Source organism: Sphingomonas sp. DC5200-1, assembly GCF_049897245.1.
Taxonomy (GTDB): domain Bacteria; phylum Pseudomonadota; class Alphaproteobacteria; order Sphingomonadales; family Sphingomonadaceae; genus Sphingomonas; species Sphingomonas aquatilis.
Genome location: NZ_JAFCVW010000010.1, coordinates 18,162 through 33,543 on the forward strand (window position 1 = coordinate 18,162; position 15,382 = coordinate 33,543).

Here is a 15,382-nt window from a genome sequence, read left to right on the forward strand (position 1 = left end):
TCAACGACCTCGATGCGATGCCGGGCCGGCGGGCGCGGCGCAGACCAGGAAGGCGACCGCCGTTCCCAGACACAGCTGAAACGGAAAGGACAGGCCGGTGAGGACCAGCGGCAGACCGATCGCCTTGGCGATAGCGGGTTGCAGCAACACGATCGTGACAAAGCCGATCAGCAGCGCGGCGATCGCCGATCCGGTCGTGCCGCGGGTGGTGAAGACCGCGGTGAAATAGACGCCCAGCAACCCCGCATAGCTGAACACCATCACCTGCAACGCAAACTCCAGCAGGCCCATCGAACTGTGGCGCTGCCAATAATAGGACGCGACCGCCATCAGGAACATCGCAAAGCCGATCACCCCCATGCCCGCGCGCCCGGCCTGGACGAAATGATGCTCCTCCACCGGCCCGCGCCGATCGCGCCAGGGGCGGTAGAAGTCCTGCACCAGCACCGACGACATCGCGTTGAGCGCGGAATTGGTCGTCGCGACCGCGGCGGCGCATATGCCAATCGTCACCAGACCGCGCAGACCGCCGGGCAATTCGGTGAGGATGTAATGCATGAAGATGCTGATCTTCTCGCCGCCGAACTGGCTGGCCGCGACGGCACCGGTGCCGCCCATCAGGTCCGGGCGGTTGTAGAAGATATAGAGCAGCAGGCCGATCACGATGAACATGCCGACCGTCGGCACCGTCGCCAGAACGGACAGGTACAGGCTGCGCGCGCCCGTCTTCGCGTCCTTGCACGACAGCAGGCGCTGCGTGGTGTCCTGATCCATGCCCGCATTCGCGATGTAGAGCAGCGCGATGCCGGTCACGATCGCCAGCATCGAAAACGGCCGCGACAGATCGAACGAAAAATCGAACAGACGCAGCTTGTCGACGCCTTCCGGCGTATGCGCCAGCGCGTGCAGGATCTGGGCGTTGGACGCCGGGATCGACAGGCGCAGGAACACGACCACCGCCACCGCCGACCCGACGTAGACGATGAACTGGATCAGGTCGTTCCACAGCACCGATTTCAGGCCGCCGACGAAGGTGAAGGCGACGCTCGCCACGATGAGAGCGGCCGCCGCGATCATGATCCCCTGCGCCCCGACGCTGCCCGTGACGACCATCGCCAGCGCGATCGCGGCAAGATACACGCGCGCGCCCCCGGCAAAGACGCGCCCGATCAGGAACATGCCGCCCGCCCAGCGCGTCGCCCGTTCGCTGAAGCGCAGCGTCAGCAACTCATAGGCGGTCGTCGCGCGGATGGCGTAGAAGCGCGGGATCAGCACATGGGCGACGAAGATCGCACCGATCAGCCCGCCGATATTGCCGGTCAGATAGGTCAGGTCGCCGCGATAGCCGTAATCCGGCCCGCCCAGGAACGTCGCGGCCGACTGGGTCGCCGACAGGACCGACAGCGCCGCCAGCCACGCGGGAACGTTGCCGCCGGCCAGGAAGTAATCGTGCGCGGACTCGGTCTTGCGCGGGGTGAATATCCATCCGCCCGTGACCAGCAACAGCAGATAGGCCGCGATGACGAGCCAGTCGGCAACAGAAAAGGGCAACATCATCGAGCCGTGCTCCGCTTGCGTTGGACCGGGTGTCCGCAGCCGATGGACGGCCCGCCCGCCCCGTCGATCGGGCGGGTGCGATCGCGATGCCGGGCGATCACAGATGCGCGGTCAGCGAAACGCCGATCGTCCGGCCCAGAATGTCGTACGTGTCGGGGAAGGTGTTGAAGACGCCGCCAGACGACACGCGCGGCGGGTTGCGGTCGAACAGATTGTAGACGCCCGCGCTCATCGTCACCCTGTCGGTGAAGTCGTACGAGGCCGACAGGTCGAACGTGTCCTGCGCCTTGATCACCTCCGTCGATCCGACCGTGCTCGACCGGACCTTGCCGATGCGCTGCCAGTCGAACTGGATCACGCCCTTGTCGAGCAGCACGCCGATTCCCGCGGTGTGACGGTAGGCGGGCTGGACCAGCGTGGTCCCGTCGCTCGAGCAGGTGGCGCCGAACGTGCCCTTGCACTGCACTGCCGACACGGTCGGGTTCGCCTGGATCAGATACGACGTGACGATATTGCCCTGATAGCTGGCGCGCAGCCCCCTGCCCGGCAGCCAGTCACCGCGCAGCGTATAGGCCGCCGAAATGTCGAAGCCGCGTTGCAGCAGCCGGCCGAGATTCTGGTTGTTGACGAAGGCGTCGGCAAAGCTGCCGTTCGGATTGCGCGTGACCAGGCCGCACAGCGGATTACCCGCGGTCGGATTGGTGATGTAGCAGCTGGTGATCGCCGCGATCGGCTGGATCACGCCCACCGCGCCGCGCAGGTCGAGATTGTAATAGTCGACCGTGACGTTCAACCCGGGGATAAACGTCGGCGTGAACACCGCGCCCGCGGTCGTCGTATAGCCCGTCTCCGGCTGGATCGCGGGGTTGCCGCCATAATAATAATTGCCCGTCAGGTAGCTGGCGGCATTCGAATTGGTCGAGCCCACCGCCGGCGCGCCGAACCGCTTGCACTGCGCCGCATCGCCCGTGCCGATCACGCACGGATCGCCGCCGTAGCGCGGCTTCAGCCGATCAACGGTGACGAGGCTGCTGAACGGCAGCGATGAGGTGGTGGCGGCGAATTCGCCGAAATTGGGGGTGCGCAGCACGCGCTGATAGGTGCCGCGCAGCCGCAGGTTGCGATCCACCTCCCAATTGCCCTCGACCTTCCACGTCCCGTGCGTGCCGAACAGGTTATAGTCCGACAGGCGATACGCGCCGCCCACGGACAGCCTGCGGATCAACGGCGTGTCGTGGATCAGCGGCACCAGCACTTCGCCGTACAGTTCGCGCACGTCGAACGCGCCGCTATATGCCGCCTGCACGCCTTGGCGATAGGTGTTGCCGGTCAGCAGCGCGCTGTCCTGCGTGATGCTCGCGGTCTCGCGGCGATATTCGACGCCGACGGCAAAGCCGATCGGCCCGGCGGGCAGCGCGAACAGGTCGGCGAGGCTGCCGCTGATCGTCGCCGCGGTGACGAACTGGTCGCGCTTGCGATCGAAGCCGTTGATCGGGCTGCCGAGCGCTGCGGCGAGGCCCGGCTGGCGCGGGCCGAAGATGTTCACGGTGTTGACGATCGAGGCGAAATTGTTGGCGCCCGCCGCATTGGTGACGAGCCCGTCGCCCGAAATCAGCGACGATTCGGTCGAGCGGCCATATTGCGCATAGACGTTCCACCGGATCGCATCGGTCAGCGGCCCGCGCAGACCCGACTGGAACTGCAATGTGTTGCGTTCGGTCGCATAGGTGATGAGGCCCAGCTCGGCGAGCGAGCGCGAGACGTTCACCTGCGCAACGCCGTTGACGAAGGTCAGCTGGTTGCGGATCGCGTCGGTCAGGAACGGATTGGTGGCGCTGATCCCGACGGTGCGGCTGACCGAAGCGGGCGCCGCGCCGGGCGTACCGGTCTCTTCGGTCCGCGCATTGGTGAACATCGCCCGGCCGTACAGTTCGATCTGCGGCGTGATCGCATATTTGTAGAGCGCGGCGACGTTGATGCGGCGGAGCGGCGAGATCAGCGGATAGCTCGCCGAGATGTTCGAGGTGGCGGACGGGCTGGTCGTGAACGTGCCATCGTCGGTAAAGCCGAAGCGTCGGCCGCTGGCGACATCGGTGAAGACGCCGCCGATGCTGGGGATCGTCTGATTGGGCGTCGCCGCCCAGTCGCGCTGCCCGGCCCGCACGCCATCGCGCTGCGTATAGTCCGCCGCGATCACCAGATTGCCGGCATCGCCGATGCCGGTGCCCATCATCAGCGAGGCGCCATATTGCGCGCCGCCATGGACCGACAGGCGGCTGGTCGCCGTTCCGCGCAGGCCCTTGTAATCGTCGTTCAGGATGAAGTTGACGACGCCCGCGACCGCATCCGCGCCATAGACCGCGGCGGCACCGCCAGTGAGCACGTCGACGCGCTTGATGAGCGAGGCGGGGATGGCATTGACGTCGACCGAGTTGCGGAAGCTGAACGGCGCCGCACGCGTGCCGTCGATCAGCACCAGCGACCGGCTCTGGCCGAAGTTGCGCAGCTCCAGCACCTGCGCCCCGAACGCATCGCTCCCCTGCGAACCCTGGCGCACGCCGCCCGACAGCTGCGGGATCTTGGTCGAGAAATCCTCGATCGTCAGCGCGGATTGCAGCTTGATCTGCTCCTCGCCGGTCGATGCGACGGGGCTGCTGCTGGTCAGGCCGGGGATCGCGATCCGCGTGCCCGTCACCACGATGTCGTCGCCTGTCACGGGCCCGCTCGGGTCCGTCGCTGCGGGAGCGGTCTGCGCGTGCGCCACACCAGGCACCTGCGCGAGGGCGATGGCCAGAGCCGCGACGGCTACGGTATGTCGGTACGACGTCACCATGATGGAGTCCCTCCCTTGAACCCGAACCCGGCGCCGCTGCCCGGTCATCATGGGACCCGGCGAGACGCTGGCTAGGGGGGGGATAATGCATACCTGTCTTATGCCTGTAAAGATGTGGTATTGCATATTGGTATTATGGCAGGGATCGGCGTCAGCTCGGAACGTCCCAGCTACAGACGATCAGACTGGCGTCGTCGCGCCGCTTGACCCGGGTGTGACGGCGTAAGGAGTCCGGCTCGCGCTCGATGTCACGCAATCGTGCCAGCCACGCCTGCGCCTCGTCCGGCGTGGCGATCGCCAGCAGATCGGCGGGCGTCGCGATGCCGAACAGTTCGACGAGACGCAGGAAACCGTCACTCGTGATCGCGAAGCGCTGCCCGGGCTGCAAGGGAAGCCTCGCCTGCCAGACATGGTCCGCCGCCGCGGCCTCTGGCCCGAAGACCCAATAGCCGCCCTGGCAATTCTTCAGGCAGCGATTGGCGCGCAATCCGGGCAACAGTCGCAACTTCAGCGCATCGGGATCGATCGTCGGCTCCGCGTCGTAGATCGCCTTCAAGGCCGCCAATGTCCGCCCCTCGACGATCTCGAGGTCGGACGCGCCGTACAATCGCGCCGCGCCCATCTCATCGACCGCCGCCACGCGGCAATCGGCAAGGCTGGTGATCTCGACCGCGTCGTCGATGATGCGAACCATGGCGAAGGCGGCCGAGGGAAGATCGCAGGAATCGACATCCGCGCGCAATTGCACCCGCGCCAGCGCTTCGGCGCATTGCGTCATGACGGTGCGCAGCAGCGCGATCGTGGGGCAGTCGGGATCTTGAGCAAGTGCTTCGGCGAGCAGCCGGTTGGCGGTCTGGGCCAGCCATGCCGCGTCGCTCGGCGCGTCCAGTATCGACGGGCCGATGCCGGTGGCGCCATCGATCACCCAGGCGGCGTTGCCATGATGACCGATCGCGTCCTCGTTGACAGGGCCCTGCCCATCGGACAGCGCGACGTCGATCCTCAACATGAGATGCTCCAAGTCCGTGCGCGCAAGAGGCTACCAACTCCGCATCCGACGCGCAAACCAATATGATGCCACTTGCACGCCGTACCGGACTGGTATCTACTCGTATGATGGAAATGTGCGCTGACATCCGTCATACATCGGCCGGGTGGATGGAAGGGATGCGATGACCGACCAGAGTCTCCAAACGCAATGACCCCGGCGTCACGGCCATGACCGACACCGAGGCGCTCCTGGCGACGCTGCGCGCCATCGTGGGCGGGCGTCACCTGCTCACCAGCCCGCGCGCCACGGCGCGGTTCCGCAAGGGATACAGGACCGGCGACGGACCGGCGATCGCGGTCGTGCAGCCGGCCACGTTGGTGGAGCTGTGGCGCGTCGCGCAGGCCTGCGTCGCCGCTGATGTCTCGATCATCATGCAGGCATCGAATACCGGGCTGACCGGCGGCTCGACACCCGACGGCGACGATTATCCGGGCGGTTTAGTCATCATCAGCACCACCCGGTTGTCCCGGCTGCGCGTGATCCGGGGCGGCGAGCAGGTGGTGTGCCTGCCGGGCGCGACGCTGCACGCGCTCGAACAGACGCTGCGACCCTATGGTCGGGAACCGCATTCGGTGATCGGATCGTCCTGCTTCGGCGCGTCGGTCGTCGGCGGCGTCTGCAACAATTCGGGGGGATCGCTGATCCGGCGCGGCCCCGCCTATACGCAGCTCGCCCTGTTCGCCGCCGTGCAACCGGACGGCAGCCTCAAACTGGTCAATCATCTCGGCATCGCGCTCGGCGACGATCCGGACACGATCCTGTCGCGGCTCGACACCGGCGATTTCACCGAAGCAGATGTCGAGGCCACCACCGATCGCTGGGCGCACGACCACAGCTATGCCGAGCATGTCCGCGCGATCGACAGCGACATACCCGCCCGCTTCAACGCCGACCCACGGTGCCTGTTCGAAGCGTCGGGCAGCGCGGGGAAGCTGATCGTCTTCGCGGTGCGCCTCGATACCTTCGCGCGCGAAGAGGATAGCGCGACCTTCTATATCGGCACCAACGATCCCGATCGGCTGACCGACCTGCGCCGAACGATGCTGCGTGACTTCGACCGGCTGCCGATCGCGGGCGAATATATCCACCGGACCGCCTTCGACGTCGCGGATCGATATGGTCGCGACACGTTTCTCGCTATCGAGCGGCTCGGCACGCATCGGCTCCCTGCCCTCCTAGCCGCCAAGGCCCGGTTCGATGCGGTCGCGGATCGCATGTCGAAGGGGCTGGGCGACCGCCTGATGCAATGGTCGGCGCGGTTCATGCCCGATCACCTGCCCGGCTGGATGCGCGCCTATCGCGATCTTTTTGCGCATCACCTGATCCTGAAGGTGTCGAGCGATCAGCGCGCCGAGACCCGCGCGCTGCTGGCGCGGCTGTTTCCGGGTGATGCCGTGGGCGACCATCGGGAATGCAACGCGTCGGACAGCGCCAAGGCCTTTCTCCACCGGTTCGTGGTGGCGGGGGCTGCCGTCCGATATCGGGCGGTCCATACCGGCGAGGTCGCCGACATCGTCGCGCTCGACGTCGCGCTGCCGCGCAATGCGCAGGCCTGGGTCGAGAACCTGCCGCCAGCGCTGGCCGATCAGGTGATCCACACGCTCTATTACGGCCATTTCTTCTGCCACGTCTTTCATCAGGATTATATCGTCCGACGCGGCAACGATCCCCTCGCCTTCGAACATGCACTCTGGGCGCTACTCGACGCGCGCGGCGCCCAATATCCCGCCGAACACAATGTCGGCCACCTCTACGTCGCGCCAACTCAACTGGCGGAATTCTATCGCGATATAGACCCCCGGAATCAGTTGAATCCAGGGATCGGCCAAACGCCCCGCACGCGGCACTGGGCCGACAGTGACGGCGGTGATCACAAACGCGCCAAGCTTTAGGATCGATATGGACGGGTCATGACAACCCGTCGCTTTTCTGGCACCGCACCCTATGGTCCATCAAACCATAAGCACGTGTTCGGAATAGGCGAGGGATTTCGGGAATGAGCGACAGGTTCGACATTGTGATCGTCGGGGCGGGCCATGCCGGCGCGCAAGCCGCCATCGCGCTACGCCAGCGTGGCTTTGCTGGGACGATCGCGATCATCGGTGACGAGCCCGAGCTGCCCTACGAACGCCCCCCGCTCAGCAAGGATTATCTGGCGCGCGACAAATCGTTCGATCGCCTGCTGCTGCGCCCCGAAAGCTTCTGGCGCGAACGCGAAGTGACAATGCTGCTGGGGCAGCGCGTGACGGCGATCGATCCGGTTGGTCATGCCATCACACGCGAGGATGGCGACAGCATCGGCTATGGCACGCTGATCTGGGCGACCGGCGGTGCGCCCCGCCGGCTGACCTGCCCGGGCCATGATCTCGCCCGCGTCCATGCCGTGCGCACCCGCGCCGATGTCGATCGCATGATGGCGGAGCTGGACGACACCAATCGCGTCGTCGTCATCGGCGGCGGCTATATCGGTCTGGAAGCCGCCGCGGTTCTGTCGAAGCTCGGCAAGTCCGTCACCCTGATCGAAGCGCTTGACCGGGTGCTGGCGCGTGTCGCGGGCGAAGCGGTGTCGCGGTTCTTCGAAGCGGAGCATCGCGCGCATGGCGTCGACATCCGCCTGGGCTGTGCGGTGGAGTGTATCGAGGGCACGGACGGCGCCGCCTCCGGCGTGCGGCTGGCGGACGGGGAAGTGGTGCCGTGCGACATGGTGATCGTCGGCATCGGCATCATCCCGGCGATCGCACCGCTCCAGGCGGCCGGCGCGGCGTGCGGCAACGGCGTGATCGTCGATGCCATGTGCCGCACCACCCTGCCCGACGTCTATGCGATCGGCGACTGTGCCGCCCACCCCAATCCCTATGCGGACGGCGCCGTCATCCGACTGGAATCGGTGCAGAACGCCAACGATCAGGCCAGCACCGTCGCCCACGCGATCCATGACGCGGCCGAACCCTATGACGCCGTCCCCTGGTTCTGGTCGAACCAGTATGACCTGAAGTTGCAGACCGTCGGCCTGTCGACCGGGCACGATCAGGTGGTGGTGCGCGGCGATCCCGCCTCACGCAGCTTCAGCGCCATCTATCTCAAGGACGGGCAGGTGATCGCGATCGACGCAATCAACAGCGTGAAGGATTACGTGCAGGGACGCGCGCTGGTGGTCGCCCGCACCGCCGCCGATGCCGCGACACTGGCGCAAACCGACATCCCGCTGAAGACGCTGCTGACGGCCTGAGCCGCTTCCGAAGCGAACCCTGCCGCCGACTAACGCGCCGGCGGCGGGACCGACATCCCGAAACGCAAAACCCTCCCCCGGCCATACCGGGGGAGGGCTGACACATCACACCAATCGGCTCTGCTTCACCGCGGCGGCGATAAAGCTGGCGAACAGCGGGTGCGGGTCGAAGGGCTTGCTCTTCAGCTCCGGGTGGAACTGCACGCCGACGAACCAGGGGTGATCGGGGCGCTCGACGATCTCGGGCAGCGTGCCGTCGGGCGACATGCCGCTGAACACCAGGCCGCCCTTTTCCAGCGCGTCCTTATAGTGGGTGTTCACCTCGTAGCGGTGACGATGGCGTTCCTGAATGGTCGTGCCGCCGTAGATCGACGCAACGACGCTGTTGCCGTCGAGCGCGGCTTCATAGGCGCCGAGCCGCATCGTGCCGCCCATGTCGCCCGACGCCTCGCGCTGCTCCAGCCCGTCGCGCCCCATCCATTCGGTGATCAGGCCGACCACCGGCTCGTTCGTCGGGCCGAATTCGGTCGACGAGGCATTGGCGATGCCCGCGGTATCGCGCGCGCCTTCGACGCAGGCCATCTGCATGCCGAAGCAGATGCCGAAATAGGGGATTTCGCGCTCGCGAGCGAACTTCACCGACTTGATCTTGCCCTCCGCGCCGCGCTCACCGAACGCGCCGGGGACGAGGATCGCGTCGCACGGTTCGAGCTGGCTCACGATCTCGCTGTCGTCATTCTCGAACAGTTCGGCGTCGATCCAACGGACGTTGACCTTCACGCGGTTGGCGATGCCACCGTGAACCAGCGCTTCGTTGAGCGACTTATAGGCGTCCTGCAGGCCGACATATTTGCCGACGACGCCGACCGTCACCTCGCCCTCCGGGTTGGTCAGGCGATCCATGATGTCGCTCCAGCGCGACAGATCGGGGGCCGACGACGGCGTGATGCCGAAGGCGCGCAGCACCTCCGCATCCAGACCCTCGCCGTGATACTGCATCGGCACCGCATAGATGCTCTTGGCGTCGAGCGCGGGGATGACCGCGGTTTCGGGGACGTTGCAGAATAGCGCGATCTTGGCCCGCTCCGACGGCGGCAGCGGCTGTTCGCAGCGGCAGACCAGCACGTCGGGCTGCACGCCCAGGGCGGCCAGTTCGCGCACCGAATGCTGCGTCGGCTTGGTCTTCAGCTCGCCCGCGGCGGCGATGTACGGCACCAGCGTCACGTGGATGCTGATCGCGTTGTTGCGGCCTTCTTCGTTGCGCAGCTGGCGGATCGCCTCGATGAACGGCAGCGATTCGATATCGCCGACCGTGCCGCCGATCTCGCAAAGCACGAAGTCGAGGTCGTCGGTTTCCGCGCGCGCGAACGCCTTGATCGCGTCGGTGACGTGCGGGATCACCTGCACCGTCGCGCCGAGATAGTCGCCGCGACGCTCGCGCTCGATGATCGTCTTGTAGATCCGGCCGGAGGTGACGTTGTCCGACTGGCGGCTCGCGACGCCGGTGAAGCGTTCATAGTGGCCGAGGTCGAGGTCCGTCTCTGCGCCGTCGTCGGTCACATAGACCTCGCCGTGCTGATACGGGCTCATCGTGCCCGGATCGACGTTGAGATAGGGATCGAACTTCCGGATCCGGACGCGATAGCCGCGTGCCTGAAGCAGAGCTGCGAGAGAGGCCGCCATAAGGCCTTTGCCGAGCGACGAAACCACGCCGCCGGTGATGAAGATGTACCGCGCCATGGGAGGAATCGCCTAGCTTGGATGGGGGGCAAACGACAAGAGCGCGCGGGGGTCTCCCGCGCGCGATTTACGACGAAACGTTGTGCGGCTTAACGCTGCAGCGGCACCGCGCCGTTATCGGCCGGCGCATTGGGCACCGCATCCTGCGCCGGTGCGAGCGGCTGGGCCGCCGGAGCCGGCGCCGCAGGAAGCGGACGGGCGAGAGAGGTGTCGATCGTCTGCGTCTGACGGTGCGCCGCGATGAAGGCGAGCGCGATCGACATGCAGACGAACACCGTCGCGAGGATCGAGGTCATGCGGGTCAGGAAATCCGCCGCGCCACGCGCCGACATCAGGCCCGACGGGCTGCCGCCCATGCCGAGGCCGCCGCCTTCCGACTTCTGCATCAGGATCACCGTCACGAGCGCGGCGGCGATGATGGCATGAACGACGAGGAGGAAGGTGAACATCGACGACCTTGGGAAAAACGGATGAAGGCGCGCACATAGGCGAGGCGCGCCGAACGATCAACCGGCGTGGGGATGGGGTGTGGGCGCCTCGCCTGCCAACCTTCACCCCAGCCGTGTTCCGGTGTCCACCTGGGGATTGGGGGTCGGCAAGAGGTTCGGGAGCTGCCCCTGCGGCCCGGCGGACCCCGGAACAAGTCCGCGGTGACGGAGTGTTTGCGGTGGACGACACCTCGCCTCCAACCGTCATCCCCGCGCAGGCGGGGATCCAGACGCGCTACCGCTTCGACTCCATAAATAACGGTAGCGGTTATGGATTCCCGCCTCCGCGGCAATGACGGCTGAGGTGGCATAAGCGCCGACACGCCAACCCCCGCCTCGTTTATTCCGCCCACCGTTCATTTCCCGGAAACCACCACCGCACCGCGGCGTTATGACCCCGAAACAAAGCCCGAAAATGGCGCAGAAACGGATATTTGCACGTGGGAACAGCCGCGCAATCACTCGCGACGTGGATGAGCGCCCTGGTGGATTACGTGCGGTCGGGCGAGCCCGATCTCACCAACCGGCAGATGGCACTGCTCCTCCTCGTTTACCTCAATCCTGGCCCGCATACGGTGCGTGGCCTGGCCCGGGCGCTCAACGTGTCGAAGCCCGTCGTCACGCGCGCCTTGAATCGGCTAGGCGCCCTCGGCTATCTGCGCCGTCAGCGTGACGACAGCGACAAGCGCAATATCTTCGTCGCACGTACATCCGAAGGGGCAGAGTTTCTTGAAGAGTTCGGGCAATTCCTCGGCGACGGCGAATCACACGCACGTCAACCGGCCCTCGCGTAAAGCCTTTGCGCTGACCGGCCCCTCGGTCGATCTCGATCCGCGCACCCACGCCGTTCGCGGCGATCTGGCCGACGTCCGCCTCGCCGAACAGGTTTTCGCGCCCCATTATGCCGCGCCGATGGTCACCGTCGTCTCACGCGCAGTCGGACTGTTCGGTGATCGCAACCTCAGCGATCAGATCGCCGAGCTCTCCGTCGGCGACACGTTCGACGTGCTGGAGCTTGCCGGCAACCACGCTTGGGGCCGCGCCACGGCGCAGAACCTCGTCGGCTATGTCGACCGCACCGCATTGGATATCGCCGTGCCGCAGGATGACGCGGCATGAGCGTCTCGGTCTTCATCGACGGTGCGGTCGGCACCACCGGCATCGACATCCGCGAACGGCTGAGCGGGCGCAGCGACCTCACGATCGTCACGCTCGATGAGGCACGCCGCAAGGACGCCGCCGCGCGGGCCGAGGCGCTGAACGACTCCGATTTCGCGATCCTCTGCCTGCCCGACGAGGCTGCGAAGGAAGCCGCGGCGCTGGTCCGCGACGGTGGCGCGCGGATCATCGATGCCTCGTCGGCGCATCGGGTCGCGACGGGCTGGGCCTATGGCTTCCCCGAACTCGACGCAGGCCAGGCGGACCGGATCGCGCAGTCCCCGCGCGTCTCCAACCCCGGCTGCTACCCCACCGCGTTCCTCGCGCTCATCGCCCCGCTCATCCGCGCCGGCCTTGTCCCCGCCGACTGGCCGCTGACCTATAACGCCACCTCGGGCTATTCGGGCGGCGGCAAGGCGATGATCGCCGAGTTCGAAGAGGGCGGCACCGACACGGCGTTTCGGGTCTACGCCCTCACCCTCGCGCACAAGCATCTCCCCGAGATGAAAACGCACGCCGGCCTCGCCCACCCGCCGATCTTTGCGCCGTCGGTCACGCGGCTTAATCGCGGCATGCTGTCCGAAGTGCCGCTGCCGCTCGCGCAATTGCCGGGCAGCCCCAGCATCGCGCAGATCGAGGACACGCTGGCTGCGGCCTATGCAAACAGCGCGCTCATTTCGGTCGCGTCGGGCGACGTCACCGCGATCGCCATCGAGGAGAATGCGGGCACCGATCGCATGACGTTGCGCGTCTGCGGCAACCCCGGCACCGGCCACGTCCGGCTGATCGCGACGCTCGACAATCTCGGCAAGGGCGCGGGCGGCGCGGCGGTGCAGAACCTCAACATCATGGCCGGGCTCGATCCGCTCGCCGGCCTCATCCTGTAACGTAAAGGATCGTCATGCAGCGCAATCCCGTCGGCAAGCTGCTCCTGTTCGGAGCCACCGGTGACCTCGCCAAGCGCATGTTGCTGCCGTCGTTATATGGCCTGCACGCCGACGGCCTGCTGCCCAAGGATTTGACGATCACCGGCTCCGCGCGCGGCGACATGGACGACGATGGCTATCGCGACGTCGTGAAGAAGGCGCTCGACGAATTCCTACCCGCCGACCGCAAGGACGAAAGCGCGCTCGGCACCTTCATGCAGCGCATCCAGTTCCAGCCTGCCGATCTGTCCGACCCCAACAGCTTCCAACCGCTCGCCGACAAGATCGGCGACGTGTCGGGCGGCCTCGCCATCTATCTCTCGACCGCGCCCTCGCTGTTCGAATCGGCCGTGCAGGGCCTCGAGAAGGTCGGACTGACCGGGCCGACCGTGCGCATCGCGCTCGAAAAGCCGCTGGGCTACGACCTCGCCTCGTCGAAGGAGATCAACGACACCGTCGCCAGCGCCTTCCCCGAAGAGCGGACGTTCCGCATCGACCATTATCTGGGCAAGGAAACCGTCCAGAACATCCTCGCGCTGCGCTTCGGCAATTCGATGTTCGAGCCGATCTGGAACGCGCAGGGGATCGACAACGTCCAGATCACCATCGCCGAAACGGTGGGTCTGGAGGATCGCGCCGGCTATTACGAAGGCGCGGGCGCGCTGCGCGACATGGTCGCCAACCATATGCTCCAGCTGGTCGCGTTGATCGCGATGGAGCCGCCGGCGCTGTACGACGGCACCGCGATCCGCGACGAAAAGGCCAAGGTCTTCCGCAGCATGCGCAAGATCACGCCCGAGCAGGTGCCGCAATGCACCGTCACCGGCCAGTATGAAGAAGGCGCGGTCGGCGGCAAGGTCGTCAAGGGCTATGACGACGAACTGGGCTATGACAGCAATGTCGAGACCTTCGTCGCGATCAAGGCGCATATCGACAATTGGCGCTGGCAGGGCGTGCCCTTCTACCTGCGCACCGGCAAGCGCATGGCCAAGCGCCGCAGCGAGATCGCGATCCAGTTCAAGCCCGTGCCGCATTCGATGTTCTCGGGCCGCGGCGGCGTGCTGCAGCCCAACACGCTGGTGATCCGCCTGCAGCCGGAGGAATATATCCAGCTGCTGGTGATGACCAAGGAGCCGGGCCTAGACCGCGACGGCCTGCGCCTGCGCGAGGTGCCGCTGAACCTCAGTCTCGATGCCGAATTCGCCGGCACGCGTCGCCGCATCGCCTATGAACGCCTGCTGCTCGACCTGATCGAAGGCGATCAGACGCTGTTCGTCCGCCGCGACGAGGTGGAGGCGCAATGGACCTGGATCGACGCGATCCGCGCCGGCTGGGATGCGAACCAGACCAAGCCCAAGCATTATGCCGCCGGCACCTGGGGCCCCGCGGGCGCGATCGCGCTGACCGAACGCGACGGCGTAACCTGGCAGGACGATTGAGGCTCTTTCGTCACCCCGGCCTTGAGCCGGGGTCCCGCTTCCTTTCGCAGTCCTACGTGATAGCCAAAAAGCGGGACCCCGGCTCAAGGCCGGGGTGACGAAGTACTTACGCGAACATTTCTGTCCCCCATGCGTATGCGGGGGCACTTACCTTGCGTGGGCTACTCCGCTAAGCGAGCCCCGCGCGCCGACATGAAAAGGCTGTACCCATGACCGAGATCGAATGGTGGGAGTATGACGACGCGGGTGAACTCGCGGACGCGATCGCCGGCGACATCCAGTTCGACATCGAAAGCGCGATCGACGCGCGCGGCTCCGCCGTCATCGCGCTCGCCGGCGGCAAGACCCCCTTCCCGGCCTATGAAAAGCTCGCGAGCGCCAAGCTCGACTGGAAGCGCGTGACGATCGTACCGGGCGACGAGCGCATCGTGCCGCTCGGCGACCCGCTGTCGAACGTGACGCAGCTCGGCAAGCTGTTCATTCCCAAGGGCGCGCGCGTCATCCCGATCGTGCCCAAGCAGACCGAGGATTATAAGTCCGCCGGCCGCTCCGCCGATGCGCTGATGCAGGACCTGCACTGGCCGCTCGACCTGTGCCTGCTCGGCATGGGTGGCGATGGGCATACCGCCTCGATCTTCCCGGGCCCCGATTTCGACGAGGCGCTGAACGGCCCCAAGGAACGCCGCATGCTGGGCGTGATGCCCGATCCGCTGCCGCCCGAGGCGCCGGTCGCCCGCGTCACGCTCAGCCGCCAGGGCATCGTCACGGCGCGCGCGCTGATGATCGCGCTGACCGGCAAGGACAAGCGCAAGGTGCTGGAACAGGCGATTGAGCAGGGCCCGTCGTCGCCCTATCCGATCGGCCGCGTCCTCGCCGATGCCGAGCTGCCCGTCGACATCCACTGGGCGCCGTAAACTCCCTCCTACCGTTCGTGCTGAGCCTGTCGAAGCACGGTGAGACC

General features: G+C 66.2%; 12 protein-coding genes. 7 read left to right on the forward strand and 5 right to left on the reverse strand.

The window, feature by feature from the left end; genetic code table 11:
- The 3 genes from ACP7A3_RS17360 to ACP7A3_RS17370 all read right to left on the reverse strand — a co-directional run bounded on the left by ACP7A3_RS17360 (position 1) and on the right by ACP7A3_RS17370 (position 5,399).
- The gene (locus ACP7A3_RS17360) at positions 1 to 1,557 is read right to left on the reverse strand and encodes a sodium:solute symporter (RefSeq protein WP_426254469.1); all 1,557 of its coding nucleotides are present in this window, start codon (positions 1,555 to 1,557) and stop codon (positions 1 to 3) included.
- A gap of 97 nt (positions 1,558 to 1,654) precedes the next feature.
- Positions 1,655 to 4,273, reverse strand: coding sequence for a TonB-dependent receptor domain-containing protein (locus tag ACP7A3_RS17365; RefSeq protein WP_426254468.1), 2,619 nt, complete (start codon positions 4,271 to 4,273; stop codon positions 1,655 to 1,657).
- 268 nt (positions 4,274 to 4,541) lie between these two features.
- Entirely contained in the window at positions 4,542 to 5,399 is an 858-nt protein-coding gene (locus tag ACP7A3_RS17370; protein WP_426254467.1) for a protein phosphatase 2C domain-containing protein, read from the reverse strand.
- Positions 5,400 to 5,608: 209 nt separating this feature from the next.
- On the opposite strand from ACP7A3_RS17370, the gene dld reads away from it, so the two are divergent.
- Together dld and ACP7A3_RS17380 are read left to right on the forward strand one after the other, a co-directional pair.
- Positions 5,609 to 7,333: a D-lactate dehydrogenase gene (gene dld, locus ACP7A3_RS17375; RefSeq protein WP_426254466.1), complete on the forward strand. Its 1,725-nt coding sequence runs from the start codon at positions 5,609 to 5,611 to the stop codon at positions 7,331 to 7,333.
- Between the two features lie 104 nt (positions 7,334 to 7,437).
- Positions 7,438 to 8,670 (forward strand): NAD(P)/FAD-dependent oxidoreductase, encoded by a 1,233-nt coding sequence (locus ACP7A3_RS17380; protein ID WP_426254465.1) that lies wholly within the window; start codon positions 7,438 to 7,440, stop codon positions 8,668 to 8,670.
- A gap of 105 nt (positions 8,671 to 8,775) precedes the next feature.
- Here ACP7A3_RS17380 and ACP7A3_RS17385 read toward each other — a convergent pair whose 3' ends face one another.
- Complete coding sequence (locus tag ACP7A3_RS17385) at positions 8,776 to 10,410, reverse strand: CTP synthase (protein ID WP_043059633.1); 1,635 nt, start codon at positions 10,408 to 10,410, stop codon at positions 8,776 to 8,778.
- Between the two features lie 89 nt (positions 10,411 to 10,499).
- A complete protein-coding gene (gene secG / locus ACP7A3_RS17390; RefSeq protein ID WP_017979015.1) occupies positions 10,500 to 10,859 on the reverse strand; it encodes a preprotein translocase subunit SecG in 360 nt (119 codons plus the stop codon).
- 512 nt (positions 10,860 to 11,371) lie between these two features.
- Here secG and ACP7A3_RS17395 point away from each other — a divergent pair.
- The 5 genes from ACP7A3_RS17395 (at position 11,372) to pgl (ending at position 15,335) form a co-directional block, all read left to right on the forward strand.
- Positions 11,372 to 11,692, forward strand: coding sequence for a MarR family transcriptional regulator (locus ACP7A3_RS17395; protein ID WP_043059634.1), 321 nt, complete (start codon positions 11,372 to 11,374; stop codon positions 11,690 to 11,692).
- On the forward strand, positions 11,628 to 12,017 hold the full coding sequence (locus ACP7A3_RS17400) for an SH3 domain-containing protein (RefSeq protein WP_426254464.1): 390 nt from the start codon (positions 11,628 to 11,630) through the stop codon (positions 12,015 to 12,017). Before ACP7A3_RS17395 ends, ACP7A3_RS17400 begins: the two co-directional genes overlap by 65 nt.
- Positions 12,014 to 12,943 (forward strand): N-acetyl-gamma-glutamyl-phosphate reductase, encoded by a 930-nt coding sequence (gene argC, locus ACP7A3_RS17405; RefSeq protein ID WP_426254463.1) that lies wholly within the window; start codon positions 12,014 to 12,016, stop codon positions 12,941 to 12,943. Before ACP7A3_RS17400 ends, argC begins: the two co-directional genes overlap by 4 nt.
- Positions 12,944 to 12,957: 14 nt before the next feature.
- Positions 12,958 to 14,421: a glucose-6-phosphate dehydrogenase gene (zwf, locus tag ACP7A3_RS17410; protein ID WP_017979020.1), complete on the forward strand. Its 1,464-nt coding sequence runs from the start codon at positions 12,958 to 12,960 to the stop codon at positions 14,419 to 14,421.
- Between the two features lie 209 nt (positions 14,422 to 14,630).
- Entirely contained in the window at positions 14,631 to 15,335 is a 705-nt protein-coding gene (gene pgl / locus ACP7A3_RS17415) for a 6-phosphogluconolactonase (protein WP_426254462.1), read from the forward strand.
- The last annotated feature ends 47 nt before the right edge of the window (positions 15,336 to 15,382 follow it).

Coding starts and splice junctions, on each gene's coding strand:
- ACP7A3_RS17360 (WP_426254469.1), bottom strand. CDS start 1,557: ATGATGTTGCCCTTTTCTGTTGCCGACTGGCTCGTCATCGCGGCCTAT.
- ACP7A3_RS17370 (WP_426254467.1), bottom strand. CDS start 5,399: ATGTTGAGGATCGACGTCGCGCTGTCCGATGGGCAGGGCCCTGTCAAC.
- dld (WP_426254466.1), top strand. CDS start 5,609: ATGACCGACACCGAGGCGCTCCTGGCGACGCTGCGCGCCATCGTGGGC.
- ACP7A3_RS17380 (WP_426254465.1), top strand. CDS start 7,438: ATGAGCGACAGGTTCGACATTGTGATCGTCGGGGCGGGCCATGCCGGC.
- ACP7A3_RS17385 (WP_043059633.1), bottom strand. CDS start 10,410: ATGGCGCGGTACATCTTCATCACCGGCGGCGTGGTTTCGTCGCTCGGC.
- secG (WP_017979015.1), bottom strand. CDS start 10,859: ATGTTCACCTTCCTCCTCGTCGTTCATGCCATCATCGCCGCCGCGCTC.
- ACP7A3_RS17395 (WP_043059634.1), top strand. CDS start 11,372: ATGAGCGCCCTGGTGGATTACGTGCGGTCGGGCGAGCCCGATCTCACC.
- argC (WP_426254463.1), top strand. CDS start 12,014: ATGAGCGTCTCGGTCTTCATCGACGGTGCGGTCGGCACCACCGGCATC.
- zwf (WP_017979020.1), top strand. CDS start 12,958: ATGCAGCGCAATCCCGTCGGCAAGCTGCTCCTGTTCGGAGCCACCGGT.
- pgl (WP_426254462.1), top strand. CDS start 14,631: ATGACCGAGATCGAATGGTGGGAGTATGACGACGCGGGTGAACTCGCG.